At 34.6% G+C, this 26741-nt stretch carries 23 protein-coding genes, 1 tRNA gene and 1 pseudogene; 16 read left to right on the top strand and 9 right to left on the bottom strand.

Annotation, left to right across the window (positions count from 1 at the left end):
• Window positions 1-4: 4 nt before the first annotated feature.
• Complete coding sequence (locus BLS38_RS10155) at window positions 5-199, top strand: hypothetical protein (RefSeq protein WP_092749225.1); 195 nt, start codon at window positions 5-7, stop codon at window positions 197-199.
• An 805-nt stretch (window positions 200-1004) separates the two neighbouring features.
• Entirely contained in the window at window positions 1005-1433 is a 429-nt protein-coding gene (locus BLS38_RS10150; protein WP_092749223.1) for a bifunctional diaminohydroxyphosphoribosylaminopyrimidine deaminase/5-amino-6-(5-phosphoribosylamino)uracil reductase RibD, read from the top strand.
• A gap of 211 nt (window positions 1434-1644) precedes the next feature.
• On the opposite strand, the gene BLS38_RS10145 is transcribed toward BLS38_RS10150, so the two are convergent.
• Window positions 1645-2955, bottom strand: coding sequence for an MFS transporter (locus BLS38_RS10145; RefSeq protein ID WP_425283482.1), 1311 nt, complete (start codon window positions 2953-2955; stop codon window positions 1645-1647).
• A 326-nt stretch (window positions 2956-3281) separates the two neighbouring features.
• Here BLS38_RS10145 and BLS38_RS13010 point away from each other — a divergent pair, with 326 nt between their 5' ends.
• A complete protein-coding gene (locus tag BLS38_RS13010) occupies window positions 3282-3452 on the top strand; it encodes a hypothetical protein (RefSeq protein ID WP_092749219.1) in 171 nt (56 codons plus the stop codon).
• Between the two features lie 103 nt (window positions 3453-3555).
• Window positions 3556-3681 (top strand): type B 50S ribosomal protein L36, encoded by a 126-nt coding sequence (ykgO, locus tag BLS38_RS10135; protein ID WP_092749217.1) that lies wholly within the window; start codon window positions 3556-3558, stop codon window positions 3679-3681.
• A 504-nt stretch (window positions 3682-4185) separates the two neighbouring features.
• Here the strand turns inward: ykgO and BLS38_RS10130 are convergent.
• From BLS38_RS10130 to BLS38_RS10115, 4 genes are read right to left on the bottom strand one after another with little or no spacing between them, the layout of a single operon-like run.
• Window positions 4186-4824: an NrsF family protein gene (locus BLS38_RS10130; RefSeq protein ID WP_092749215.1), complete on the bottom strand. Its 639-nt coding sequence runs from the start codon at window positions 4822-4824 to the stop codon at window positions 4186-4188.
• A gap of 2 nt (window positions 4825-4826) precedes the next feature.
• Window positions 4827-5405, bottom strand: coding sequence for a sigma-70 family RNA polymerase sigma factor (locus tag BLS38_RS10125; protein ID WP_213030514.1), 579 nt, complete (start codon window positions 5403-5405; stop codon window positions 4827-4829).
• A 16-nt stretch (window positions 5406-5421) separates the two neighbouring features.
• Window positions 5422-6672, bottom strand: a complete 1251-nt coding sequence (locus BLS38_RS10120; RefSeq protein WP_092749213.1) for a protein-disulfide reductase DsbD family protein — start codon at window positions 6670-6672, stop codon at window positions 5422-5424.
• Window positions 6673-6705: 33 nt separating this feature from the next.
• On the bottom strand, window positions 6706-7278 hold the full coding sequence (locus BLS38_RS10115) for a peroxiredoxin (RefSeq protein ID WP_092749211.1): 573 nt from the start codon (window positions 7276-7278) through the stop codon (window positions 6706-6708).
• Between the two features lie 404 nt (window positions 7279-7682).
• On the opposite strand from BLS38_RS10115, the gene BLS38_RS10110 reads away from it, so the two are divergent.
• The gene (locus BLS38_RS10110) at window positions 7683-8243 is read left to right on the top strand and encodes a DUF2939 domain-containing protein (protein WP_092749209.1); all 561 of its coding nucleotides are present in this window, start codon (window positions 7683-7685) and stop codon (window positions 8241-8243) included.
• Between the two features lie 476 nt (window positions 8244-8719).
• A complete protein-coding gene (locus BLS38_RS10105; RefSeq protein ID WP_092749207.1) occupies window positions 8720-9274 on the top strand; it encodes a superoxide dismutase family protein in 555 nt (184 codons plus the stop codon).
• A 320-nt stretch (window positions 9275-9594) separates the two neighbouring features.
• Here the strand turns inward: BLS38_RS10105 and BLS38_RS10100 are convergent, their stop codons facing one another.
• A complete protein-coding gene (locus BLS38_RS10100) occupies window positions 9595-9957 on the bottom strand; it encodes a hypothetical protein (RefSeq protein ID WP_143230132.1) in 363 nt (120 codons plus the stop codon).
• Window positions 9958-10305: 348 nt separating this feature from the next.
• Window positions 10306-10941 (bottom strand): Rossmann-fold NAD(P)-binding domain-containing protein, encoded by a 636-nt coding sequence (locus BLS38_RS10095; protein WP_092749203.1) that lies wholly within the window; start codon window positions 10939-10941, stop codon window positions 10306-10308.
• Window positions 10942-11712: 771 nt separating this feature from the next.
• Here BLS38_RS10095 and BLS38_RS10080 point away from each other — a divergent pair.
• From BLS38_RS10080 to BLS38_RS10055, 6 genes and pseudogenes are all read left to right on the top strand, one after another.
• Window positions 11713-13293, top strand: coding sequence for a type I restriction-modification system subunit M (locus tag BLS38_RS10080; RefSeq protein WP_092749320.1), 1581 nt, complete (start codon window positions 11713-11715; stop codon window positions 13291-13293).
• Entirely contained in the window at window positions 13290-14441 is a 1152-nt protein-coding gene (locus BLS38_RS10075; protein WP_092749199.1) for a restriction endonuclease subunit S, read from the top strand. Before BLS38_RS10080 ends, BLS38_RS10075 begins: the two co-directional genes overlap by 4 nt.
• 12 nt (window positions 14442-14453) lie before the next feature.
• The gene (locus BLS38_RS10070; RefSeq protein ID WP_092749197.1) at window positions 14454-15125 is read left to right on the top strand and encodes an abortive infection family protein; all 672 of its coding nucleotides are present in this window, start codon (window positions 14454-14456) and stop codon (window positions 15123-15125) included.
• Window positions 15126-15183: 58 nt separating this feature from the next.
• A pseudogene (locus BLS38_RS10065) lies at window positions 15184-16134 on the top strand (GIY-YIG nuclease family protein); the annotation flags it as partial.
• A 354-nt stretch (window positions 16135-16488) separates the two neighbouring features.
• Window positions 16489-17319, top strand: a complete 831-nt coding sequence (locus BLS38_RS10060; RefSeq protein WP_092749193.1) for an HNH endonuclease — start codon at window positions 16489-16491, stop codon at window positions 17317-17319.
• A 13-nt stretch (window positions 17320-17332) separates the two neighbouring features.
• Window positions 17333-20203 (top strand): type I restriction endonuclease subunit R, encoded by a 2871-nt coding sequence (locus tag BLS38_RS10055; protein ID WP_092749191.1) that lies wholly within the window; start codon window positions 17333-17335, stop codon window positions 20201-20203.
• A gap of 306 nt (window positions 20204-20509) precedes the next feature.
• Here the strand turns inward: BLS38_RS10055 and BLS38_RS13295 are convergent, their stop codons facing one another.
• Both BLS38_RS13295 and BLS38_RS10050 read right to left on the bottom strand, forming a co-directional pair.
• A complete protein-coding gene (locus BLS38_RS13295) occupies window positions 20510-20641 on the bottom strand; it encodes a hypothetical protein (protein WP_280137757.1) in 132 nt (43 codons plus the stop codon).
• A gap of 264 nt (window positions 20642-20905) precedes the next feature.
• A tRNA-Ile gene (locus tag BLS38_RS10050) sits at window positions 20906-20982 on the bottom strand.
• Window positions 20983-21696: 714 nt separating this feature from the next.
• Here BLS38_RS10050 and BLS38_RS10045 point away from each other — a divergent pair.
• The 4 genes from BLS38_RS10045 to BLS38_RS10030 are packed head-to-tail and all read left to right on the top strand — an operon-like array spanning window position 21697 to window position 26526.
• Window positions 21697-22251, top strand: a complete 555-nt coding sequence (locus BLS38_RS10045) for a fimbrial protein (protein ID WP_092749189.1) — start codon at window positions 21697-21699, stop codon at window positions 22249-22251.
• Between the two features lie 27 nt (window positions 22252-22278).
• Entirely contained in the window at window positions 22279-22986 is a 708-nt protein-coding gene (locus BLS38_RS10040; RefSeq protein WP_244518274.1) for a fimbrial biogenesis chaperone, read from the top strand.
• Window positions 22987-22990: 4 nt separating this feature from the next.
• A complete protein-coding gene (locus BLS38_RS10035) occupies window positions 22991-25483 on the top strand; it encodes a fimbria/pilus outer membrane usher protein (RefSeq protein WP_092749185.1) in 2493 nt (830 codons plus the stop codon).
• A complete protein-coding gene (locus tag BLS38_RS10030; RefSeq protein WP_092749183.1) occupies window positions 25480-26526 on the top strand; it encodes a fimbrial protein in 1047 nt (348 codons plus the stop codon). Before BLS38_RS10035 ends, BLS38_RS10030 begins: the two co-directional genes overlap by 4 nt.
• Window positions 26527-26741: the final 215 nt, after the last annotated feature.

The following is a 26741-nucleotide window of genomic DNA, read 5'->3' as shown; positions in this document are numbered from 1 at the left end:
TCATATGAGCAATCAACTTATTGAGCTGTTAGAAGTAATAGAAATTGAGAAAGAAGGGTATGATACGATTCGTTTTAAGCAAGGATCATTATTTAAAGTGATCCATGATTCTGAAAGTCATATTTTGGTGAAAGCGGACAATGACTTTACGTTTACGCTAGCAAAACTCGGCCAAAATAAGTTATGGCAATACCTTTAATTCACGTAAAAATAAGCAGTGCTGTTGTGTTATAGACACTGCTATTTGATTTAAAGTGGAAGATTCGAGTTTCTATTTTTGGTCTTTTCTGTAAGAATGTGGTAAAAAATCATGGCGGTAGCTAAAAATACAAATAGTCATCGCGACCAAGCCGATTTTTGAGTAAGAGGAGTCCAAACCTATAGTTAGTTCTAAGGGTGACTATCTATTCTATTGTGGCTAAAGTATATGTGTTCAGTGCCAAATTTTATAATAGCGTATTAGCGTTGAAAAAAATTAGAAAGAGTGATTTCTTTAGGTTTTACATTTGTAAGCTCATAATTGTTAAAATGATATATTTCAACACCAATGACCACTCAATTATTTTCAATAAACAGGCTGAGAATTACAAAACCAAAGAGAGTTGTGGCATAGATTAAGTTTTACGATTACACCATTACTAAATAAGCGGGTGCTGGTACTAAAGGGATGGATAATAAATACAACGCTGAAACTAACTAAAGATTTTGAGCGTATCTATCATATTTGTATGGCCAAATAATCAATTCATTAGTACGGCATATGCTTTATGTAGTCATATTTTTGAAATTCAGCAACATTGCTTGTTCGCAATAAGTAAGTGGGGAAATATTAATACAACAGTACAGATATAAAAGTAAAAGAACGCTATTTAGATCTACAGAGGTTGCTAGAAAAATGAATATAACTAGGTTAAGTCTAATACTTAAATAATCTATGTAGAACATCTTATACTAGAAGTAATAATAGAAAATAGTTGTTTAAAATATGTTTAGGAATTTGTTTCATGAATAATTGTGACTTTATGTTAGTTGCTTTAGAGGTTTCTAAAAATGCCTTGCCGCACTGTTTACCTAACCCACCTGTTGGCTGTGTCATTGTGCGTCAAGGTTGTGTTATTGCAACAGGCTTTACGCAAAAACTAGGTTCAAATCATGCTGAAATAGATGCTTTATCAAAAATATCTGGCACACTTGAAGATTGTGAGATGTATGTCACTTTAGAACCCTGCTCATTTGTAGGCAGAACGCCATCGTGTGCTATGGAAATTATTAGAAGAAAATTAGGAGCGGTATATGTTGCTATAGGCGACCCTGATATTCGAAATAATGGTAAAGGTCTTGAAATTCTCAAGAAAGCAAATATTTCTGTAAATGTTGGTATGTGTGCCAAAGAAGTTGATTCTTTTTTAAAGAACTATCTTTGTTTATCGTAGTTTTCTGTCTATTTTATGTCTAAAGAACAGCATATACATGATGGTAGTCTCTATTTTTTATTTATTGTTTTATACGTAAAATAATACTGGTGAGCAGAAATAAAATGAGTGTGTGATTTCAATATATTTTTATAGGTTTATTTCTTAATTTTCTTTTAATAATAAAAACCTAGCACAGTATTCGCTGTACTAGGATTATTGTACATAACTTTTACACTTGATTATTTACATCAACATTTTTGGTTTCACGCATACATAAAAAGGCTATAAATGAAATGGTTGCTGCGGCAATTATGTAGTAACCAACGGCATATATACCATAGTTTTTAGCCAAGTCACTCGCAATTAAAGGTGCAAAAGATGCACCCAAAATGCCTGCAAGATTGAATGCCAATGCAGACCCAGTATAACGTACAGATGTTGGAAATATTTCTGATAAAACCGTGCCAATGGGGCCATAAGTACAACCCATAATTGCAAGACCAATGCATAAAAATACAGTAATAAGTACTGGATTGTTAGCTACAAAAAGGTATGGGAAAGCTAATCCAAACACTGCAGTTAGTACACACATGGCTGCAGACGTTGTTTTACGCCCAATTTTTTCTGCAAGTAATGCAGACAATGGAATAAATGCTGCAAAAAATATAGTTGCGAATAACTGCATTTTTAAGAAATCACCACGTGTATAACCAAGTGCAGTCGTTCCCCAGTTTAGTGCAAATACAGTCATCATATAAAATAAAACAAATGTACATACTGCAGATAATGTTCCAACCAATAAGGTCACACTGTGTTTCGTAAATACTTCTTTAAATGGAATATTCGCTTCTTTTTGTTTATTGAGTACACGTTTAAATGCAGGTGTTTCATGAAGTTTTAAACGAATATACAAGCCAACAAAGACCAATAATGAACTGGCAATAAATGGAATACGCCATCCCCATTGTAAAAAGTTTTCATTCGACATGACTGCACCGAGTAGTAGGAAAGATCCTGCTGCGAGTACAAAACCAATCGGTGCGCCTAATTGAGGAAACATACCGTACCATGCACGTTTACCTTCAGGGGCATTTTCAGTGGCAAGTAATACGGCACCACTCCATTCACCACCTAAGCCAAGACCCTGACCAAAACGACAGAGCACTAAACATAACGGTGCAAAAATACCAATTTGCTCATAAGTAGGTAGTAAGCCAATACAGACTGTTGAAATACCCATAAGTAGTAATGCAGCAACCAAAGTAGACTTTCGGCCGATCCGATCACCTAAATGACCAAATACAGCAGCACCTACAGGGCGTGCAATAAATGCGACTGCAAAGACAGCTAAAGATTGTAATGTTGCTGCACCACCGCTACTTGCTGGAAAGAATAAATGTGGAAAGACCAATACAGCTGCAGTTGCATAAATATAAAAGTCAAAGAATTCGATTGTTGTACCCACAAGGCTCGCAATAAGTACCCGAGCCTTTGAATTGGGTTGAGTGTTTTCACTCATAGTTGATGATGTATCCATAATATAATTCGCATAATTCAAAATAGATTATTGTTTGATTCGCTATAGGAAATAGCAACAAAAGAAGCAAAAAAATCATTGGTTATAGATTTTAGCGTCTAAATAAAGCAGAAAATTGTGGGTGTGGCGTTTTGTTTTACAATGTATGTTTATTATGCGTATATTAATATTAAATTTATAGTCTAAATATAGCTACTTTTATGAAAAAATATTCAACTTTACAGCTGATTTTAGAAAAAATGTAAAAATAAATAAATATAATGCATTTCTTATGTGATCTCTCAAAGCCAATAGTTTAAAATAGATAAATCTTTTGAGGTGATAGATCGATGAGTAGCAAAGTTAAAAAACAGGTAGCACTACCATTTCCTGTAGCAAGTTTAGAGCAAGCTGAACAAAGTGATGTAGTACATAATCAAGTGCGACCAAAAGCACAGCAATATGCAGATCGTACATGGCCGGCGCCACGTAATACACGACGTTCAATGGGTAAGCGTTAATCGTCTAATCAGTAAATGTAGCCAAATAATAAAAGCGTACAATAAACGCTTTTATTTAGCCATTTAGTGTTATATTATAACATAACACTAAATGGAGATTGAAATGCAAGTCTTATCATCATTAAAAACCGCAAAAAAAAGATCTTCGGATTGTCAAATCGTACGCCGTCGAGGAAAGATATTCGTTATCTGTAAATCAAATCCTCGTTTTAAAGCTAGACAAGGCTGAAATAAAAAACCAAAGCATATTGCTTTGGTTTTTTTTATTAAGAATATAAACTTGGTCATATGTTTTTTAACAAAAGTATTACTTGATGTGATTTGGGGTGAGTTATTTTTTTAACCGTTTTTATTAAATGTGAATTATAGTTATGGTGAACATAGTCATGTTTTACTTAGTTTGAAAGATAGAATTTACCTCATTATTTGAATTATTATAAACAGAGTATTAGAAAAATCCATTTTTATTTAGAGGAAAATTATTGTTGGTATGAGATATATTATATTTGAAGCGTTTTGTGAGATAAATAATTAAAATGATAAGTATATTATTTTAAATGATTTTTTGGGTTAAAAGCATTTACATGACCTTATGAGCAATATACAAACCACTAAAAATATGGGTGTTAGATATTTGCGCAACAGAAAAAACCTGTAAAAGTGTTGATTTGGTTTATATAAATACGGAACCATATAAAAATATGGCATGCATACATAGCCTAAGAAAGTAGAACTAATGTTTGTGTGTTAAATATTGATAACCTAATCCAAAGCAAAATGCTGTTAGGGTTAATGCCCCGAGTAAATGCATAAAAAAATCATTGATACTCATATGTGGTGAATGACATAAAGAAAGTAGTGAAAAAGATAAAAAAATAGTACTTAAGCTGAGCAATTTTATGGTCTTTAATCGATCAATAAAAGTATATTTTTTTAAAAAGAATATACTGAGTATGAGCATGGGTATACCTGTCGCAACCACAAAAAAATAGCACGGCGTACTGTGTCCTAAATGTTCAAGTGGTTGTGTTGATGTAAGTAAACTAGATAAATTAACAATGAACCACACTGTAAGTACAAGGGTAAATAACCCACGGTTAAATTTATAGCCCGGAATTTGTGACTGAAAGGTGTGTGCCAGTGCCCATATACCAATACATATAGAAAAAAACCAATTTAAAATGCTTGGCCAAGCATTCGGCAGGTGCCATGCTTTAGGTGATGCATCTAATAAATAGGCAGAGCTAAATCCTAGACCGAGTAAAGTCATTGCCCAAATGGCAGTGACCATTGCAATATGAGGTAACGGTTTAACAGGTTTTAAGTCATGCGAGAGTCGATTAATTAAATCTTGTAATGTGTTTTGATTCATGATTAATCTCTACCATAATGCCGTAATGTTGTTAAAGCGCGATGTAACAAGGACTTTACAGCAGCGATGGATAGCCCTGTTTTTTTTGATGTTTCATCTAAACTGAGTTCATCAAGTTTAACCAGTTGTATAATTTCCCGTTGCGCTGGTGTTAAGTGTTTTAGTAAACCATTGAGCTGGTGTACATTTTCTTCATGCTCTAAATCATTGTCATAAGATTCATCAACAATGTGTTGTAAAAGTAATTCATCGTGTATTTCTCTTTTCCAATGTCGATTATATTTTCGAACAATATCGATGGCACGTGCAGAAGTAATTGCAACAATCCATGGCAGTATTGGCCGCTTGGGGTCATAAGTATGGCGAAGTGTATGTATGCTCATTAAGCTATCTTGCACAATATCATCAATAATTGAGTGATCGCTCACTTTGTAGCATGCAAAACGTTCAATTGCAGGTGCAATTGCATGTAACAGTTGCCGATATGCATCTTCATTTCCTAGCTGTGATAAACGCATAAGTTCAGACCACTGCGTTTGAGGTGCAAATTCTTTCGATGTTTTTGAAACGAATTTGCCCAAGGAACACCTCTTAATATTATAGTTTTGCTGCTTGTTCTAATGCGGTAATAAAACCAGATTTGGTAAGTACTTGCGGTAAAATAACGGGTTTACCACCATTTGCAGGGTAAATGACATATAATGGTAGGCCATCGCGTCCGTAGTCTGCCATAGCTTTCACAATATCTACGTTATAATTTGTAGAGTCAGCAACCATATAAACAGTATTAGTTTTTAATAATGCCGTTTGCACTTCATCTGTAGAGATTACGTTTTTATCGTTAACTTGACAAGTAATACACCAAGATGCATTGAAGTCTATAAAAATAGGGCGGTGCGTTTTTTGAGCATCTGCTAATGCTACAGGGGACCATTTTATTGCTGTTGCTTTATTGGGCTGATGACTAATTTGGCCTGTGGTTGTTTGTGTATTTTCTTTGATTTGTAACGTACTTGCTGGGCTGAAAATTAGATAAAGGATGATTGCCAATAAGCCTATAGTGATACAGTACTGCCACACAGATTTCTTTTCTAATAGTGCACGGCGCTGTGCTAGACCATACACCCAAGCAGTCAAAGCTAAAATCACACAGCACATTAAAACACTCGCAAGCCCAGACGCATCAGTTTGTTGTGCTACAACCCATACCAACCAAGCAGTGGCAGCATACATTGGAAAAGCCAAGAAATGCTTTAATGTTTCCATCCATGCCCCTGGTTTAGGTAGTTTTTTAGACAAACTTGGAGCAAAGGAAAGTAAAGTAAATGGGGTCGCAAAGCCTATAGCCAAGCTTACAAATATAGCTAAAGCGACAGGTGTACTTTGCACCGATGCATAACTGACTGCACTGGCCATAAATGGAGCGGTACACGGCGTAGCCACAACAATAGCTAAAGCACCTGTTAAGGCTGCACCGTAAATACCACTTTTTCCATTTTGGTTCTGACCAACACGTTGTAGTCTTAAACCTGCTTCAAATACACCAGACAAATTAAGTGCAGATGCCAATATAATTAGAGCAAGTACAGTGACTATTTTTGGCGATTGTAATTGAAAACCCCAGCCTATTGCTTCACCACCTGCCCGTAACGCCAGTAATACACCAGTTAAGGCCAGCATTGAAACAATCACGCCAACCATAAAGGCAATACCTTCTTTGCGTAGGCGATTTTTATCGTCTATATGTCCGATTAATCCCATAATTTTAAAAGAAATAATAGGAAAAACACAGGGCATAAAATTTAAAATAAGCCCACCTAAAAAGGCAGATAAAATTGCGACAAGCATGATGATGATCTCTTTAAGATTAAAGGCGAGTTTTTATTTTTTTATTTTTTGCCATTCAGTAACAGCATCCATGGTTTTATGGATATGCATTTCAGGATTACTATCTGTATAAGACATAAGTACTTTGTGATCTGGTGTAATAACGTATGAGGTACGATTAGATAAAAGTTTATCTTTTCCAACCATTAAACTGTCATATTCTTTTGCAATTTTAGCCCCTGGATCTGCAATAATTGCAAATTTATTACGACATTCTTGTGCTGAAAACTCTTTAATTTTCTCTACGTTACCAGCAGTAATGCCATAGACTGTTGCGCCTTTAGCATTAAATGAATCTGATGCCTCAGCAAAAGCATGTGCCTCTAAAGTACAGCCTGAAGAAAAGGCAACAGGGAAGAAGTACAGTACTACAGGTCCTTTTTTAAGTGCTTTGTCTAAAGAAAAACTAAAGTCTTTACCTGCAAGTGCTGCATTTGCAGTAAAAGATGGGGCAGTACTATTTATAGGTAAAGCCGCATGGGTTGCTAAAGAGGCTACGCCAAGAGATACAGCCAGCATAGATGTTGTTATTAAGCTAGATCGTTTTTTGGTGTTAAAATTTATCATAAGTCTAGTTCCTATATTCATGAGTAGGCGTATGTTTTAATACATATCCTTATATATAGTTCGTTTTGTTTTGCTAAAAAGTTTCGCTAAAAATAATTTATTTTGTAACTGAAGTGTAAATTAAAGTTTAATCTTTAATTTTGCGAGTCGGTTTTTAAAAATTATAGCTATGGTATATAAACCACTTACTTATATTGTATTAAGTACTTTATAGCTGCCTAATCAAAAGGGATGCTCAGTAGGGTTATATCGTTAATAATATTACAGAGTTAAGTTGTGAACCTCTTTTGAAATGAGAGATCTTTATCTGTGTGGTTGTGCTAAGCCAATCAGATATCGCAATTAAGTCACGATTGTCTGAAATAAAAAAGATGTAATGTAAATTAAATAGCAGAGAAGACTACATGAATAAAAAAATTATTGTGGCAATGGTCACTGTCACTTTATTGATAGGCGGTTATATTTATGTATCTCCGTATATTATGCTCAATAATCTCAAAAGTGCAATAAATGCCAATGACAGTGCAAAAGTCGCTAGCTATGTTGATTTTCCAAGTGTTCGACAAAATTTGAAAGCTCAAATGAACACATATTTAACAAAACAAATGGATCCTTCGAAACATGAAGGTATGGAAGGGCTTGGTCAAATGTTTGCATTAGTTATGGTGGATAAAATAACAGATTTAGTTGTAACACCTGAAGGTCTTACCCTGATGATGCAGGGTAAAACAGTGAATTTAAATTTAGACTCTCAAATTAAAAATACAAATAACCCAATTCAAGTGCAACCAAATCAGACAGCAACAGAAAATTACTCAACACAGTATTTGTCTATAAACGAGTTTGAAATCACAATTGCTACGCAAGAGAAGTATAAGCAGGTTAAAGTGATATTGGAGAGAGATGGTTTAAGTTGGAAAATTATAAAGGTGAGTATACCAATGGATAAAAATCAAAATTTATAGTGTTCTTTATGGGCAACATACGCCATGCTTGTTTATCATATGAGCTATTATGTTTAATACAACATTCAACTGCCAATAACGTTTACAGGCTATGTTGTATGAGGTGAGATTTGTCCATAACCTATTACTATATTAGATCATATCTTACATGTTTTAAGACATTGGTGGCCATGACGCTAAGTTTATTTTTTATTAAATCAGACTATTGTACAAGTACGACAACTTTAAATATAAAAATTTAAGTTTTAGTGTTTTTATGAGCCTAAATACAATATAAATTACAATAAGTCAGTAGCAAATTTAAATACTGTTCCTTTAAGATGACTTAACAATAAAAGATTTATGATTTAAAAAAGTTAAAATTTATAAAATACGATTGAAGCCATAGTTTAGTTATTTAAGTGCACTTTATCGCTTCTAAGTTTTTTGTAGATTTTGTAACGCAGATATAACTCGAATTAAATAGGAAAAAATCAATGAATATTAACCATTTTTATAAGACATTCGGTTTGTGTATTTCAAGTGTGTTAATTATGACAGGCTGTAATACTTTTTATTCATTTAATCAAAAACCCAAAGAAAAAGTGAGTGTTTACGCAGTATCACAACAAGGTATAGGTGAGAAGCTAGGAACGGTAACTCTGCAAGATACGTCTCAAGGGTTAAAAATTTTAACAGACTTTACAAACATCCCATCAGGTCCTCACGGATTTCATGTGCATGAATATGGTTCATGTGGAACCTTGGGTAAAGATGGGAAAGTTGGCCCTGCTTTAGCTGCGGGTGGGCACTTGAATCCGAATCACGCAGAGCACCACGGCACACCATTAACAGGGCATCTTGGTGATTTACCATTTTTAACTGCACAAGCAGATGGCCGTGTGAAAGAAACTAGCTTCGCACCACGTTTAAAACTTGCCGATGTTAAAGGTCATGCGATTGTTATACACAGTGGTGGAGATAACTATTCAGATACACCAAAACCGCTTGGTGGTGGTGGTGGTCGTATCGCCTGTGGTATTGTTATGTAATAATTACAGAGTAAATGAGCTTAAATGTTTTATTGATATGTATTTATTTTAGATGTTTAGATGCTGTGAGATAAAATATTTTAGGTTTTTTGTTATAAACAATAAATAACATCTATTGTTCAAATGAATCTATGCAGATTTTCTCTAAGATATTAAATGAAGTTTAAAAGACTTAATCCTATATTATTTGATTGTGCTACGTACATAATATCTTTTTAAATATAGCTAAACACCCCCATACATTAACTCAGCGTATAAGGGGTGAGTAGTTTAAGAACAAACTGAACTACAAATTTATAGCTATACTATATTAAAAAACATTAACTTATTTTTATGATTTCTAAATCAAGTAGAACCGCAGTAACAAATTTAGCATCATTGTTATTTGACAACATTGGCAGTAGTTTTGCTGCAGAACCAAATGTTTTGCCAATCACTAAGCTTGCTAATATAGAGCTAAGATCAAATGATTCTGTAGCTGAATCAGAGTTACCATGCTGAGCAATTTGGTGCTTAGTCGCAGAAATATTATCAATTTCTAATACGTACTGATTATCAGTAGATAGATTTACTTTATACATCAGTTTACCTGATGACTTCCTTAATTTATGGCACTTGCGAGGGGAGTTTAAAGAAGAATGGTTAGATGGGAACTCATTCGCCATAACTTGGTATTTTGCCATAATTTTGTTGGTCATTAAAAGATGACAAAGCATATCTGTCTATGGTTTTTTCGTCAATTGAAAAGTATATTTGTATTGCAATAAAGTTTTATAGTTGACTATACATTCTTAATGTAAATTATCGATTTATTTTGCATTAAACGAAGATAAGGGCCAGACTATAATATATGGTCTTTTTTTCTAACTTCGCATATAAATCGTATATTTACGATGAAGCTATTTGTAGGGAAGTCAACCTTTAGACGGTTCAACCTCATTTAGCGTAGTAAGAGTTACAATTTTCACCTAATATCAGCAACTCTTATTTTGCAAAGAAGTCCATTTACTGCTTGTACTATTGAACTCGAATTATTTATGAATACGATCAGCCTCTAATATATGTAAGCCTGAGTTACCCGATAATACTGAGTTAAGCAAAGTAGAAGCAATATCTTCAGCATGATTGCCATGATATTTTTTAGAAATAATTGGTGAAAGTAGTTTCAAAGCTGTAGAGATAATTTTTTCATTTAAGCGTGAATCCTCTCTTGATCCAATAATAGTACCCGGACGTAAAATAGTCAGCGATTGCCATGGAAGACGTGAAATAGAGTTTTCCAGTTCTCCTTTAGTACGTAAATAAAGAAAAAGAGAATTTGCATTTGCCCCTATAGAGGAGGTGAGTGCAAAATTTCGTGCTCCATGATGATGAGTGTGTAGAGCGATTTCATATTGTAAATCATAATCAATTACTCGAAAGGCCTCTGCTGATCCAGCTTTTTTACGAGTAGTACCTAGTGCACAAATCACATTGTCTACAGCCCACCAATCTGCATTTTTAGGTAAATTAGACATATCTATAACAGGATTATTTAACTTAGGATGAGGGTCCAAAGGCCGTCTTGTTGGTGCAATTACACGTTCAATACGAGGGTCAGCCAATGCTTTGAGCAGAGCATGATGTCCAACTAACCCTGTTGCACCTGCGATTAAAACTGATGTCATGCTGATATCCTCTTTAGTAGTCATTTTTATCAATTTTTACGACAAAAATATATAATTTTATGTATAAGTTTTTAATATTAGCACTTTTAATGGTTAAAAAATCAATAACAAACGATGATTTACAAAGCATTGTGAAAGCAAAAATACACCCGAAATTTCTCTTTCTCAATGGGGCTACTCATAATGCTTTATTTAAATTTATTTATATAATGAAGGAATATAAATTGAATAAGGGTTTATTTTTCTATGACTTATTGTTTGATTTTTGAATATTGTTATATAAGTTTTAGTTAATTTAAAATAATAAATAAACAAGATTTGAAGCAAATCTAACTATAATTTTATATTAACCCTCATAAAGTAGTTATGAGATACAGTGAAACCATCTAATTATTCATACAGCCAGTAACATCAAAGTTTTACCCACCAGTCTTTCTTTGTCTTTTTAACGGTTTCACACTATGTATTGTTGAACATACTTTTTGAATAGTTTCTACTTCATCGTCATTACAGGTTCGAATGGCTTTTGCGATTGCTTCAGCTTTTGGATGTGGGATACATTTTAAAACGTCTGATACATGATCAAGCTCTGGATAATATTTCGTTATGGTTTACACACCTTGGTTGTTTATCTATCAAAATAATATCTGCTTGAAGTTGCCTTATTTACGATTGCGACAAAACTTGTCGCTTTAAATAATACAATGCACTACAAACACTTATTTTTTTGTACAATAGACTAAATTTAAAATGACTACAGCAGTGTTATCTATGTCTCAAGCCCAACTACAACAACTTAAAAAAAATCTTTGGAGTATTGCCAATGACCTTCGTGGCACAATGGGTGCAGATGAGTTTCGAGACTATATTTTAGGATTCATTTTTTATAAGTATTTATCAGAAAAGACAGTAAACTTTGCAAATATATTACTTCAAGAAGAAGGACTTGATGAAAAATATTATGAACTAGACGAAAACAACCCTGAACATCTAGAATTCATACAAGCCATTCAAGACAATGCAATTTCTGATGTGGGTTTTTCCCTTGCTCCAAAACAACTATTTCACAGCCTTGCTGAACGTGGTCGTCAGGCAGATGGATTTATTCTTGATGATTTAACCAATACATTTAAAGTGATTCAAAACAGTACTGCAGGCACTGAATCAGAAGATGACTTTGCAAATTTGTTTGAAGATTTAGATTTAAACTCTACGAAGCTTGGCAACAATGCGACTGACCGTAATACACTCATTACTAAAGTCCTTTCTCACTTAGATAAAATTGATTTCGATTTAAGTAATACCGAGTCTGATGTCTTGGGTGATGCTTACGAGTACTTGATTGGTGAATTTGCCAGTGGTGCAGGTAAAAAAGCAGGGGAGTTCTATACACCTCAAGCTGTTTCGACATTACTTGCTAAAATAGTCACAGATGGTAAAACGCAACTGCGTTCTGTCTACGACCCGACATGTGGATCAGGTTCTTTACTGTTACGTGTGAAGCGTGAAGTGAATGATGTTGATATGATTTACGGTCAAGAGATGAATCGTACAACATATAACTTGGCACGCATGAATATGATTCTTCATGATGTGCATTTTTCTAAGTTTGATATTAAGCAAGACAATACTCTGACAAGACCACAGCATTTAAACCAAAAGTTTGAAGCCGTTGTCGCAAATCCTCCCTTCTCTGCCCATTGGTCGGCCGATCCTTTGTTTTTACAGGATGATCGTTTTTCACCTTACGGTAAACTTGCCCCAAAAACCAAAGCAGATATGGCTTTTGTTCAGCACATGCTGTATCAACTCGATGAAGATGGCACGATGGCAGTGGTTCTTCCACATGGGGTATTGTTCCGAGGCTCAAGTGAAGGTACGATTCGTCAGCACCTCATTGAAAAAATGAATGTGATTGATGCTGTGATTGGACTTCCTTCAAACATCTTTTACGGTACAAGTATTCCAACATGTGTTTTAGTTCTCAAGAAAAACCGTAGTAACGATGATAAGATTTTTTTTATTGATGCAAGTAAAGAATTTGAAAAGCAAAAAACACAAAACTACTTGAACCCTGAGCATATTACTAAAATTATTGAGTGTTACCACACTCGTGAGAACGTAGACAAGTTTGCACAAGTCGCAACACTGCAAGACATACAAGACAACGACTTTAATTTAAACATTCCTCGTTATGTAGATACCTTTGAAGCTGAAGCAGAAATTGATTTGGCTGAGGTTGCTAAGCAACTGCAAGACTTAGAACAACAAAGTCAAGAAACCGACCAAACCATTAATGCCTTTTGTGCAGAGCTTGGCATTGATTCACCATTTGCGGAGGTGAAGTCATGAGTACGCCTAAGTTAAGGTTTAAAGAGTTTAGTAGGGAGTGGGAGAATAAAAAATATCAGGATGTTTTAAACATTAAATATGGAAAGGACCATAAAAATTTAAATAGTGGAGATATACCTGTTTATGGTACTGGCGGTATTATGCGTCATGTCAATAAATACTTATATGATGGTGAAAGTATTTTAATAGGTCGCAAAGGGACTATTGATCAACCTAAATATGTTAATGAAAAATTTTGGACCGTTGATACTCTTTTCTATTCAGAGATACATATTGATAAGGTCTTTCCAAAGTTTTTATATCAACATGCATTACAAGTAAATTGGCTCAGCCTCAATGAAGCTACTGGTGTACCTAGCTTAAATACAACATCTATAAATAATGTAAGCCTTTCAATTCCTACTCTTACTGAACAAACCAAAATCGCTACATTCCTCACCGCAGTCGATGAAAAAATTAACCAACTAAGCCAAAAACAAGAACTGCTTACCCAATACAAAAAAGGCATGATGCAAAAGTTGTTTAGCCAACAAATTCGCTTTAAAGCTGATGATGGGAGTGAGTTTGGGGCGTGGGTAGAGAGAACAATCAAGGATATTGCTGATGTAAAAGGTGGCAAACGCTTACCTAAAGGATATTCTCTAGTAGCTCAAAATACTGGACATCCCTATATTACTGTAAGTGATATGAATCGTTCCTATGGTATAGATCATGAAAACATTAAATATGTTCCAATTGAAGCAGTAGATGCCATAAACCGCTATACAATTACAGATAAAGATATTTTTATTTCAGTTGCAGGTACATTAGGAATAATTGGTAAGATTTCATCGGAGTTTAATGGAGCTAACTTAACAGAAAATGCTGATAAATTAACGAACCTAAAGTGTAATCAAATTTTTCTTATTTATTTGCTTGATAGCGGTTATTTATCTTCATTAATTGAAAGTACAGCCACAACAAGTGCTCAACCCAAACTAGCTTTATACACAATACAAGATTTAAAAATATTAATGCCTCTTCTCTCTGAACAAACCAAAATCGCTAACTTCTTATCAGCCATCGACCAAAAAATAGACCTCACCACCCAACAACTCGAACAAGCCAAACAATGGAAAAAAGGCTTGCTACAACACATGTTTGTATAGGCTATTTAAACTATGGAAAGAACAAAAAATTTAATTAAACAATATTCTGAAAACCGTTCTTGGTTACAACATTTAGATCAGTCATTGGAGCAAATTGATCATCAAGCTACTCATTGTGGTGATGCTTTAACTGAATGTACTAAATCTTTTATAGAGTGTATTGCAAAAAATATTATAGTTGAAATATCTCCTTCAACAGACGTTAAGTCTATTAATTTATTAGATTTAGGACAGTTATTTAAATCCGCAAAAAATGCTTTATATGAACACTCTGCTATAGAAAACATTATGCCAAAACAAAACCTTGAATCTTTTTTTTCAGCTTTGAATCAATGGATTAGATTTTTAGGGGAAGTCAGAAATAATACTGGTGAAATTTCACATGGTAAAATTTTACCAAAAAGTTATTCAATTAATTTAGACTTAGCAAAAATATTTTTGCAAATAAGTGATGGATTTTCTTACATTTTAGTTTTACTAGTATTAGAAATTGATATGTCATATACACAGCCGTATAAATATGAAGATTATCAAGATTTCAATGAATATCTTGATGAATTATATGAGCTACCAAACTCATTAAAATATAGTAAGGCACTCTTTGATCAAGACTATGATGCTTATGTTGAAAATTTAGATAACTATAATGATCAAGAAACTATGGTAATTGAGGAAGAGCTTTAATTTGAAGGGGTACTGGGCTCATTAATGAACATGATCACAACTTGTCTAGGATTTAGAAATGGCACATGGTAAAAGCGTTAAACTGTTCTTGGTCGATGGTACACCAAATGGCATTCTCACCGCAGAAATTATAAACTGGACAGGTCATATTCTTTCTGCGCCACGCAGTAAATTAAAAGATCTGATACAACGAGAAGAATGTCAGCAAAGTACAGGTATTTACTTTCTAGTCGGTTCTGATGAAAGTAATTCTACCTATCCACTGGTCTATATTGGTGAGTCTGACAATATTGCTCAGCGTTTAGCACAGCACAACCGAACAGAAGAAAGTGGTGGTAAAGACTTTTGGAATAAAGTGTGTGTGGTCACAGGCAAAGATCAAAACATTACTAAAGCGCATATCAAATACTTAGAAAGCCGTTTAATAGATATTGCCCTTTCAAATGGTCAATGTCAGCTTAAAAATGGTACAGCACACATTTACAATAGACTACCTGAGTCAGATATTGCAGATATGGAGTATTTTTTAGAGCAAATACAAGTCATTTTGCCTGTTTTAGGTTATGAGTTTTTAAAAGAACAAAAACGACCAAGTGAACTTAAAACATCAACCATTACCCCACCTACACCTCAGGTATCTGAAAATATGTATTCTTCTGCAATGGAAGGCTTAATAGAACAACCTGCTGAATTTTACCTCAGTGTAAAAGGGATTGAAGCGAAAGCTAAAGTCATCGATGGTGAATTTTATGTACTCAAAGGCTCACAAGTTAGGCAAGATGCAAGTCAATCAACTCATAATTACATTTCTAGCTTACGCCCTACATTACTAAATAGTGGAATAATTGATTCATCAACATTCACTTTTACCAAAGACTATTTATTTAGTAGCCCATCAGCGGCAAGTGCCGTCATAACTGGCCGTGAAAGCAATGGCAGAAAAGTGTGGAAACAAGTCGGTACAGACTTAACTTTTGGTGAATGGCAAGAAGATCAGGTCAATGAAGAGTATGAAGAAATCCTTCATCTTGAAACCAAAACTTCACAAATACAAAATCTTTACCATCAGTTTAAAGATGCTTTTCTAAATTTAGATGTTGGTTTAGATATAGTCATTAAAAAGAAATACATTGCTTTTAAAAAAAGTGATTTCAATGTCGTGACTATGTATGTATTCCCATCAAAAATTCATATTAACCTTCAACAACGAGAAGGCGTTTTAAAAGATGAATCGGGGCTTTTAGAGTACAATACAGCACAAAAACACCCTTTTTACACTGCAACACATCACAATGACCTTGAATACATTACAAACATTGTAAAAAACCTTGCTGACTTTTAATCTGCAAATATAGAGAAAATAATGGCAAATTGGTTAATTACCTGCAACTATCAAACATTCAATCTTGAAAAAGCATACGATGAACTCTCTGAAATATATTGGAAAAATGACGTTACCAATACAGATAAAGGCTTTCAAGTTGGAGATATTGTATATATCTATATTACAGCACCAATATCAAAGATTGTTTATCAATTCAAAGTCATTGAACATACACCAAATGATAAATATCCAAGTGCCCAACTTTTGTTTTGGAAAAATCTAACAGATCTTAAACAGTATCGTGGCAATTTTTCAGTGTTCAAAAAATTAAAAAAAGTAGATAATAAAACATTAACTCGTCAGTCACTTATAGAACAAAATTACATTAAAAATAGCGATACTTTGCAAGGTCTAAGAACAGACAGAGGTAAATCACAAGACCATGATATTTCTGTACTATTAAATTATATTACATCTCAATTTAATGATGAGATGATTGATTTTGATTATCCTGATGAAGCAAATCTTAATGATAAAAAATTTCCAGAAGGTGCAAAACAAATAGTTCAGGTTAATCGTTACGAGCGAAACCCTGAAGCACGATCTAAGTGTATTCAACATTATGGTTTATCTTGCCAAATTTGTAAGATGGAATTTGCAAAAACCTATGGTGCATTTGCTCAAGGCTTTATACATGTTCACCATATTACGCCTTTACATAAAATATCTGATGAATATGAAGTTGATCCAATTAATGACTTAATTCCTGTCTGCCCTAACTGCCATGCAATGCTTCATAAAACCATTAATGGTACTCCAATGACGATTGAAAAGCTTAAAATGCTTTATCAATCTTCAAATAATAAATAATTTAGAGAGAAACATGACTACACAAAGCGAGTACCAACTCGAAAATCAACTATTAGAACAACTTAATCAACTTCATTACGAACGTGTCAGCATTCATAATGAAGCCCAACTGATGAGCAATCTAAAACTACAGTTAGAACGAGCTAATGGTATTCCAACTTTGTCTGATACAGAGTGGAAACAAGTCTTTCACCAAATTAGTCAAGGCAACGTTTTCGAGCATGCAACCAAACTCAGAAATAAACTCCCGATTAAACTAGATGATGGCACAAGTCACCATATCGACCTACTGTTTAAAGAGCCCCATAAAAATAGATTTCAAGTCACCAATCAAGTAACCATTGACCCTAAGTATGACAATAAACGAACTTACCGTTTTGATGTTACGCTTCTCATTAACGGCTTACCACTGGTTCAAATTGAACTCAAAAAACGTGGTACTGAAATGGCTGAAGCCTTTAACCAGATACAACGTTACAAACGAGAAACATACCATACAGGCTATGGGCTATTTAACTTTGTACAACTCTTCATTATGAGCAATAGCGTAAATACACGTTACTTTGCACATGGTACAACCAACGATGCCTTTGCCTTTCCTTGGACAGACAGCAAGAATAAACAGATTAATGACATTTCAGCATTTACAAGCAGTTTCTTAACACCTGACTTTTTAACAAAGATGCTTAATGAATACATGGTCTTGCTTAAAGATTCCCAAGTGTTAATGGCACTACGCCCTTATCAGATTTATGCTGTTCAACAAATTACGCAACAAGTTAAACACAGTAACAAAAACGGCTACATTTGGCATACGACAGGATCAGGTAAGACACTGACCTCATTTAAAGCCAGTCAAATTATTATGAACATGCCTGATGTTGAAAAAGTACTGTTTGTGGTAGACCGCAATGACTTAGATACACAAACAGCGAAAGAATTTAATGCGTTTAAAAAAGACAGTGTAGACAGTACCACCAATACAAAGAAACTCATCGAACAAATAAACCTACCGCATGACAAGCTGATCGTGACTACCATTCAAAAGCTCAACAATGCCATTGGAAAAGATAAATACAGCCAAGAGATTGAACACCTACGCGACAAAAAAGTCGTATTCATTTTTGATGAATGCCACCGTAGCCAATTTGGTGAAACTCACCTAAAAATTAAAAAGTTCTTCCAAAAAGCCCAAATGTTTGGTTTTACAGGTACACCTATTTTAGATGACAATGCAAAAACAATAGCAGGATTGAAACTCACCACAAGTCATCTATTTGATGAACTATTACACCAATACGTCATTGTAGATGCCATTCGAGATAAAAACGTACTCCCCTTTCAAATTGACTACCGTGGACGGTACAGTTTGAAAACTCATTCATCACATCAATCCATAGATCAGGTTGAAGGCATAGATACACAAGAGTTATTGGAAGACCCAAAACGCTTAGAACAAATTGCACAGTACATTTTAGATACCCACGATACAAAAACCAAAAAACGTGAATTTACAGCCATGTTCTGTGTTAGTTCAGTAGACACCCTCATAGAATACTACGACATCTTTAAACGCTTACAAAGTCAAAAGCAACAACAAGATGCTGAACATGGACGTTTGTTTAAACCACTCACCATTGCCACCATTTTCTCATACGCAGCCAACGAAGCTGTCAACGATGATGCAAATGGTTTACTGGATGAAGAAAATACTGACATTCCAAGTACAGTCAATCCATCTAAACGAGATAAGCTTGATCATTACATTACCCAATATAACCAACAGTTTAAAACCAATTACAACTCAGGTGATCAGTTCTACGATTACTATAGAGACATTGCTAAACGTGTAAAAAACTGTGAAGTTGACATATTACTGGTAGTGAACATGTTCCTTACAGGCTTTGACTCAAAAAGGCTTAATACGTTGTACGTAGACAAAAACTTAAAGCATCATGGACTCATACAGGCTTTTTCACGTACTAACCGCGTGTTTAACAGCAATAAACCCTTTGGCAATATCATTTGTTTCAGAAATCTAAAACAAGCCACAGATGAAGCCCTTAAAATTTTCTCTAACAAAGAAACACCTCAAGTGGTTTTAGTCCCTGAATTTGCAGAGATTCAGCAAAACTATGAGACTTCGGTTCAAAAACTATATGACCTAACACCCAACTGCCAAGACGTTGACGATTTACTGACAGAAGACGACCAACTTGAGTTTATTAAAGCCTTTCGTGAAGTCATGCGTACCAATGCTCAATTAGAAACCTTTGTCGAATACGATCAAGACAATACAACCTTAGACAAACAAAACTTTGCTGATTTTGCATCAAAGTACAAAGACTTGTGTCATCAAGTCCGTAAAACACCAAGTAAAGAAAAAGTATCCATTTTAGATGAAGTTGATTTTCAACTGGAACTACTACACAGTGACCGCATTAACGTGGGATACATCATCAGCTTACTACAACTTGCAATTGATAATCCGAGTGTAGAAAAAAGACAGCAATACCAAGCTCAGGTCAATGACCTCATTGAAGGTGAAGTGAGTCTACATGACAAACAAGAATTGATTAAAAAGTTTATCGATCAAAACATCCCTAAACTCATTACAGGGCAAAAGGTCGAAGATGCTTTTAAGTCTTTCTGGGATATAGAAAAAGAGCAAGCCTACCAACACATTTGTAAAGAAGAAAACCTAAAAGCTGATGAGTTTAAGAAAGTACTAGAACAGTACGAGTATACAAAAAGAATGCCTGAGCGTAATGACATCTCAAAATTACCAACTAAATCACCAAAGCTCAAAGAACGGCAATCTGTATTAACCAATTTAGTGAATAAGACAAAATTATTCATTGAAAAATTTTACAAAGGGTTATAAGCAAACAACAATCTCGATAATATATAGCCCTTGCCTAAAGTTAGAATCACTTTCAAGGGCTTTCACTCAAACCAATCTTTAGCAAAACTCCCCCTCAAAGAACCATTTTCTCCACCAAACCTAGGGGAAAAACCTGCATTTCCATTTTTCTAAAAATCCCCCAAGCATCTACAAAATTTCGACTTCATCGCAGTCGATCAGAGTTTTTAGTTGTGAGTCTTCACGACTTAAATGAACTCGAAAAGTTGTATGAAGCAGAAATTACAACGGAGATAGATTTTTGAACAAAATAGCTTTATGAGTCATTTATTTATCTCGTTTTTTGCCTGCATCAGAACGTTTTTTACGCCACCGACCATCTTCGTTACGAGAGCGATTTTCTCCTGCTGTTGGTCCAGTCTTAACTATAGGTCCTTTAGTGTCTTTTGGAGATGGCATTTTTCTTTTCCTTTTATTTAATATGGATGTGTAACCTATATTAGTTAAAAGGAAAACTTATGCAATAGAGTAAAATATAAACTTATTTTTAAAAGTTTGAAGTCAATAAAAATTAGATGGATTTGCTTACATAATGCTTACACAAAATAGACCAACGGATCTTTTGTAAGATGGACCACTTTACGGTCCGTGAGAAAGGCATCAAAACACAAATGCTAGAGACTAAAAAACCTCATAACTCAGAAAGTTACAAGGTTTAATAAATGGTGGGCCCACCGTGACTCGAACACGGGACCAACGGATTATGAGTCCGCTGCTCTAACCAACTGAGCTATAGGCCCAAAACTTTACAAATACTTGTATTTGAAAGATTTGATGCGAAAGAATATAGCTAAAGTGAAGATACTTTGCAAGATATTTTACAGACTAATACGTATGATAGTCTAAAAATAGAACACTTTTATAATTTATTAAAATTCCATGATGTATTTGACATAGTTTTCTCGCTTATTCTGAATTAGGTTTCAGTCAGTTATGATGACTAAAAAATTAATGGTTACTTGGTATACACAGTATTACTGTATAAATAAACTGCTCAAATGTTTTTTCACTGTCTATAGGTGAAACTCCTGAAAAATACATGCAGGTAAAACTTACATTACACGAATACATCATAGTAATAAATTCTTAAAATCTCATATCGTTACGTATTTGTGAAGTTTTAGAATTATCTAATAATTTATATAAAATAATAATCGTTGATATTTTAAATCGTGAATAATCTACTTATCTATATATAAATACTAAACAAAATTATTCTTATATATTAATTTTTAGTTTTTAAATTTTACCATTATAAAACAGTAACTTATATTTTTTAATTTTTGCGTTTAATCAGTCTATAAATCTGTTAAATGACTATAAATATAATATAAAACAAGCATATATACTTGTTTTTCACAAAAATACATATTCCCATCTAATTTTGTACATTGTTAACAACTAATATGAATTTTGTTTCAAATGATTCCTTTTTTTACAAGTAGGTAGCAATTATGAAAAATAGTAAAATATTTGCCACAGTATTACTCGCAGTTGTGGCGTCATCTTCAGTTTATGCAGTAGATGGTACAATTAATTTTAGTGGCACATTGGTTGGTGGTACGTGTTCTGCCAGTATAAATAGTGGTTCTTCTGCTACAGCCACAGTTTCTCTTCCAACAACACATGTTTCTGCGTTGACATCATCTGCAGCTGTTGCGGGTTTAACAGCATATAAAATTGTTTTAACGGGTGCTGGGTGTAGTACTAGCGCAGGTATTGCAACGCCGTATTACGAACCAAGTGTGTCTAATGTAAATACAAATGGGCGTTTAACCAATACAGGTACAGCGTCTAATGTAGATATTCAGCTTTTAAACAATGCTCAAACCATTATTAATTTGTATACAGATTCATCTTCTCAAACATATTCAACTGCAACAACTGGTACCAACAGTTCAAGTGTTGCGACTTATACCTATCCGTACTATGCACGTTATTACGCAACAGGTACAACCACTGCGGGTACTGTAGTTGGTCAAGTTGACTATTCTATTATTTATAAATAATAAAGATTGACCATGGGAAGATATCACGTGAAACAGTATTGCATTGCTTTAATAGCCAGTTTATGTGTACAACAACATGCTGTATCTGGGGTCACCATTACAGGGACACGAGTTGTCTTTCCATCTGACCAAAAACAAGTGGTGGTTCAGTTAAATAATCCTGATCAGCGTGCGGCACTTGTACAGTCTTGGTTAGATGATGGTGATCCAAAAGAAATTCCATCTGCAGAGCGAATGCCTTTTATTTTAACGCCACCTTTGGTGCGCATTGAAGCCAATAAAGGTCAAATGATTCGTTTGTTTGCAAAAAATGTAGATCAATTACCTAAAGATCGTGAGTCTTTATATTGGTTTAATATTTTAGATGTTGCACCGACAGATCAGTCAGTAATTAATAAATTAAATATCTCAGTACGTTCAAGAATTAAACTTTTTTATAGACCAATTCAGCTGATAGGTAAACCAGAGCATTTTTTTCAAAAGCTCCATTTTAAATACAATGCTGAAACTCAGAGTATAAAAGTGACGAATCCAAGCCCATATTATATGAGTTTTCAACAGGTTGTTATACAAAGTAAAAAAGGGATGGATCAAGAAATATATACCAGTCCTTTGATGGTTGGTCCTTTGGGTGAACAAACATTTAAAACAAAAGTACCGTCGCCAAGTGCTATCACTTATACCTTAATTAATGACTTTGGTGGTACGGAATCTTTCAATACAATAGCCGATTAAGTTTATGAATAAATCTATATTAAGTGTAGGGTTTATTGTCACAACTATACCGTTGTTCTGCTTGAACCCTGCAAGTGCTGAAGAATTATTAACTTTTGATTCATCTGCTTTATTTGGATCAAGTAATAAAAATATTGATTTAAGTGCCTTTAATGTAGAAAACAGTGTGCCTGTCGGGTCATACGTTTTAGGTGTTGGTATAAATGATCAATATTTGGGTCAGGTAAATATCCGCTTTTGGCAACCTGATCTAAAAAAGCCTGCAATTTTATGTGTAAACCAAGCTTTGCTAGAAAAAATAGGCTTAAAAGATGACATACGCTCGCATTTACCTCTGCAGCCTTGCATAAGTGTTCAAGATATTAGCCCAGATGCCAAATATAGTTATGATGATAGTAATCAATCTTTAAGCTTTAGTATTCCTTTGGCGTTATTGAATGATCGGCCTGTAGGTTATATTTCACCACGTTTATTTGATCAGGGCATAACCGCGGGCTATTTGACGTACAACTATAATCATTATAGCAGTAACAACCTATCGAAAACGACAGACAACAATTATCTAGGTCTCACTGCAGGTTTAAATATTGCAGGATTTAACTTTCGCCATGTGGGGAGTTTTGAGTCAACAAATAACCGTTTAACGGACTATATACCTTCACTCAATGTGTTATCGAGAGATATTACGTCACTCAATTCACGTCTATCGCTGGGTGATTTTACAACCAATGCATACTATATGAGTTCTTACCTTATACGAGGACTTGAGCTCAGTAATGATAGTTCTATGCGCCCGTGGTCTGTACAAAGTTATGCACCAGTAATTTCTGGTGTTGCAAATTCTAATGCGTTGGTCTCTATTTTTCAAAATGGCCAAAAAATTTATGAACGTACAGTTCCAATAGGGCCATTTGATATTAAAGATTTAACAACACTTGCAACCAACGGCGATTTAACGGTGCAAGTAACGGAACAAAGTGGTGAAAAAAGAAGCTTTATTGTGCCTCTTCAAGGGGTAACTAATTTGGTTCGTGCGAGCCAATTTAATTATAACTTTGCTTTAGGTCGTTATAAGTTAGAACAAAAGGTTCTAGATGAAAGTTTGGCCCAAGCAACTTTAGAGTATGGTGTGTCAAATAATTTTACATTACATGGTGGCACAACTTTAAGTCACCACTATCAGGGGTATTTACTGGGTGGTGGTATAAATAGTTTACTGGGGGGGATGACTTTTGATGTAGAGCAGGGTAATGCTAATTTAGATGGGACTCAAAAAAATGGTCAAAAATATAAGCTGAGTTACCGCTATAGTTTTATGCCTTTAAATCTGAGTTTAAATGTTAATATGCAGCAACTTACGCAAGGTTATCTGTCTTTTGCCAATGCTGTATCTTTAGTGAATCGTGATCAACTCACGCAAGATGAGGTCGATAATTTTTATTTGACCTATCGTTTAAAATCTCAAACCAATTTGACTTTACGTCAACAGTTTAAAGCGGGTTGGGGGGCGTTATACCTGACAGGCACACGTTCAGAGTATTGGAATGATCAGCACGGTTATAATCAATATACTTTGGGTTATTCTAATCACTATAAACAATTAAATTACAGTCTAAATGTGGCACAAACTCAAACAGTGAGTAGTCAAGCCAATCGTAGTGTATATGTCAGTATATCTTTTCCGCTGTCTTGGAAAGATAAAAAACTGTACTTAAATAACACCTTCCAGCACAGTAATACCACAGATATGTTTGCAGCAGGTTTAAGTGGTACAGCTGGTGATCAAAATCAAATGACATATGCTTTAAATGCCAGTAGAGACGAAACACAACGTCAGTCTACAGTAAATGCCAGTATGAACTATTTGTTGCCAGAAACTAATTTAGGGTTAACAGTTGCGAAAGCCGATTCACAACGGCAGTACGGAGTGAGTTTACAAGGTGGAATCGTTGCACACCCGTATGGTGTGACATTAACCAATAGTTTATCTGATACATTTACAATTATTCATGCACAAGATGCTGTTGGGGCGCAGGTTGTAAATGCATGGGGGGTGAAATTAGACCGTTTTGGTAATGCAATTTATCCAGTGGTTGATCCTTATCATATCAATACATTAAGCATTAATAGCAAAGACTTACCACTTGATGTGGTAATTAAAAACAATCAATCTCAAGTCATTCCACGCCGTTACAGCTCAACTTTACTGAATTTTGAAACCGAAAAAACTTCTAATATTTTATTGAATGTTCATACGGCCACGCAAGAAAAAATTCCAATGGGCGTAGAAGTTAAAACAAAAGATCATTCAACTGTGGCTGTAATGGGACAATCTAATCAACTGTTTATCTCTTCTGATCAGAGTTTAAAACAACCATTGACGCTACGTTGGGGAGTATTAAACCAGCAAGTGTGTGTTATTCCAGCAATCAGTACGCAGATAAATAAGACGCTGAGCAAAAAACAATTCCAAATCATTGATGTGGTGTGCCAATGAATAAATCCTATTTTTTACTTCTAATACTGATATGTGTATTTACATGTATTTCTGCTCATGCAGATGATTGTACAATTTCTTCAGGTAATTTAAGAGGGGGGAGTGTTTCACCTACAAATGCGGCATCAACCACCCACGTTTATACTGCATCTACAATTACACATGCCAGTATTATTAGTTGTTTATCTAAAACCAATAATACATATAGCGGTACAGTAACGACCACATTGACTTTAGCAGGTTCAAATATTGATAGTAGTAGCAGTGTGACCAATAATGGCATGACGTACTATAAAATTGTGAATACAGGGAATGAGTTTGTAGATAATTTTGCGTATGTTTATTTTTCTGCAACAGATAACAATACAGCGGGTACACCATCAACGACTTTGCCAAGTATGGTGAGTAATGGTAATTCTTGGACGATGTATTCTTCTGCTACAGGTCGAGCGACACAAGGCTTAAAGCTTACACCAACGTTTTATTTTTCTAAAGTACCGACTTCAAGTATCAGTCAAAACATTATTTGGGGAACGCTTAATTTTAGCGTAGTGTACAATGGCACGACATATAATAATGCACCAACACTGTATACCACGATTAATTTCACACCAGTATCTACAAAAACATGTTCTGTGGCAGATGCGAGCGTGACCTTACCAACGACAAATATCTCTGCACTGAGCACCAGTGGTTCAGATGCAGGGCGTACAGGGTTCACGATTACAGCAACGTGCAGTTCTGGGTTGGCCAGTACGTCTATGACAGGAGTGATGTTAGACGCAAATAACGTGAGTAACTCAACTTATCTTTTAAGTAATACAGGTACAGCCACAGATGTATCTGTTAAATTATATGATACTTCAAATACTGCCATTCCTTTGGGGGGCAGTGGCAGCAGTTTTACTTTTGGTACAACATCTTCAAGTACCACACCAACAGTAAGTAAAAGTTTTTATGCGGTATATCACCGAAATGGAAGCACTACATTGGCAGCAGGCACAGTAAAATCGCAAGCAACTTTAAGTCTATTTTATAATTAAAAATAAGGCGACATCTATTAAAAGGTGTCGCTGACGACATAAAAAATCGAAACTCTCGTACTTCGCGTTACGCTTTGCTACATATCTTTTGTTAGAGTCTTATATGATGCTTTTTGATGATCAAAACCCAGCTTGCATCATTTCGCTAGGAAATAGTGATCATCACGTATAAAGCGATGAATGACATTAACTTTATCTCATAATTTTAGTAAAAT

It is taken from the genome of Acinetobacter boissieri (assembly GCF_900096955.1).
In the GTDB taxonomy this organism is placed as follows: domain Bacteria; phylum Pseudomonadota; class Gammaproteobacteria; order Pseudomonadales; family Moraxellaceae; genus Acinetobacter; species Acinetobacter boissieri.
This window is presented reverse-complemented; position numbering and strand designations above follow the sequence as displayed.

What these genes read in the sequence shown, in the direction of transcription:
- BLS38_RS13010 (WP_092749219.1), top strand. Translation starts at nt 3,282, where the DNA reads ATGAGTAGCAAAGTTAAAAAACAGGTAGCACTACCATTTCCTGTAGCA.
- BLS38_RS10030 (WP_092749183.1), top strand. Translation starts at nt 25,480, where the DNA reads ATGAATAAATCCTATTTTTTACTTCTAATACTGATATGTGTATTTACA.
- BLS38_RS10045 (WP_092749189.1), top strand. Translation starts at nt 21,697, where the DNA reads ATGAAAAATAGTAAAATATTTGCCACAGTATTACTCGCAGTTGTGGCG.
- BLS38_RS10095 (WP_092749203.1), bottom strand. Translation starts at nt 10,941, where the DNA reads ATGACATCAGTTTTAATCGCAGGTGCAACAGGGTTAGTTGGACATCAT.
- BLS38_RS13295 (WP_280137757.1), bottom strand. Translation starts at nt 20,641, where the DNA reads ATGCCATCTCCAAAAGACACTAAAGGACCTATAGTTAAGACTGGACCA.
- BLS38_RS10110 (WP_092749209.1), top strand. Translation starts at nt 7,683, where the DNA reads ATGAATAAAAAAATTATTGTGGCAATGGTCACTGTCACTTTATTGATA.
- BLS38_RS10080 (WP_092749320.1), top strand. Translation starts at nt 11,713, where the DNA reads ATGTCTCAAGCCCAACTACAACAACTTAAAAAAAATCTTTGGAGTATT.
- BLS38_RS10060 (WP_092749193.1), top strand. Translation starts at nt 16,489, where the DNA reads ATGGCAAATTGGTTAATTACCTGCAACTATCAAACATTCAATCTTGAA.
- BLS38_RS10055 (WP_092749191.1), top strand. Translation starts at nt 17,333, where the DNA reads ATGACTACACAAAGCGAGTACCAACTCGAAAATCAACTATTAGAACAA.
- BLS38_RS10150 (WP_092749223.1), top strand. Translation starts at nt 1,005, where the DNA reads ATGAATAATTGTGACTTTATGTTAGTTGCTTTAGAGGTTTCTAAAAAT.
- BLS38_RS10130 (WP_092749215.1), bottom strand. Translation starts at nt 4,824, where the DNA reads ATGAATCAAAACACATTACAAGATTTAATTAATCGACTCTCGCATGAC.
- BLS38_RS10115 (WP_092749211.1), bottom strand. Translation starts at nt 7,278, where the DNA reads ATGATAAATTTTAACACCAAAAAACGATCTAGCTTAATAACAACATCT.
- BLS38_RS10120 (WP_092749213.1), bottom strand. Translation starts at nt 6,672, where the DNA reads ATGCTTGTCGCAATTTTATCTGCCTTTTTAGGTGGGCTTATTTTAAAT.
- ykgO (WP_092749217.1), top strand. Translation starts at nt 3,556, where the DNA reads ATGCAAGTCTTATCATCATTAAAAACCGCAAAAAAAAGATCTTCGGAT.
- BLS38_RS10070 (WP_092749197.1), top strand. Translation starts at nt 14,454, where the DNA reads ATGGAAAGAACAAAAAATTTAATTAAACAATATTCTGAAAACCGTTCT.
- BLS38_RS10075 (WP_092749199.1), top strand. Translation starts at nt 13,290, where the DNA reads ATGAGTACGCCTAAGTTAAGGTTTAAAGAGTTTAGTAGGGAGTGGGAG.
- BLS38_RS10105 (WP_092749207.1), top strand. Translation starts at nt 8,720, where the DNA reads ATGAATATTAACCATTTTTATAAGACATTCGGTTTGTGTATTTCAAGT.
- BLS38_RS10100 (WP_143230132.1), bottom strand. Translation starts at nt 9,957, where the DNA reads ATGGCAAAATACCAAGTTATGGCGAATGAGTTCCCATCTAACCATTCT.
- BLS38_RS10155 (WP_092749225.1), top strand. Translation starts at nt 5, where the DNA reads ATGAGCAATCAACTTATTGAGCTGTTAGAAGTAATAGAAATTGAGAAA.
- BLS38_RS10035 (WP_092749185.1), top strand. Translation starts at nt 22,991, where the DNA reads ATGAATAAATCTATATTAAGTGTAGGGTTTATTGTCACAACTATACCG.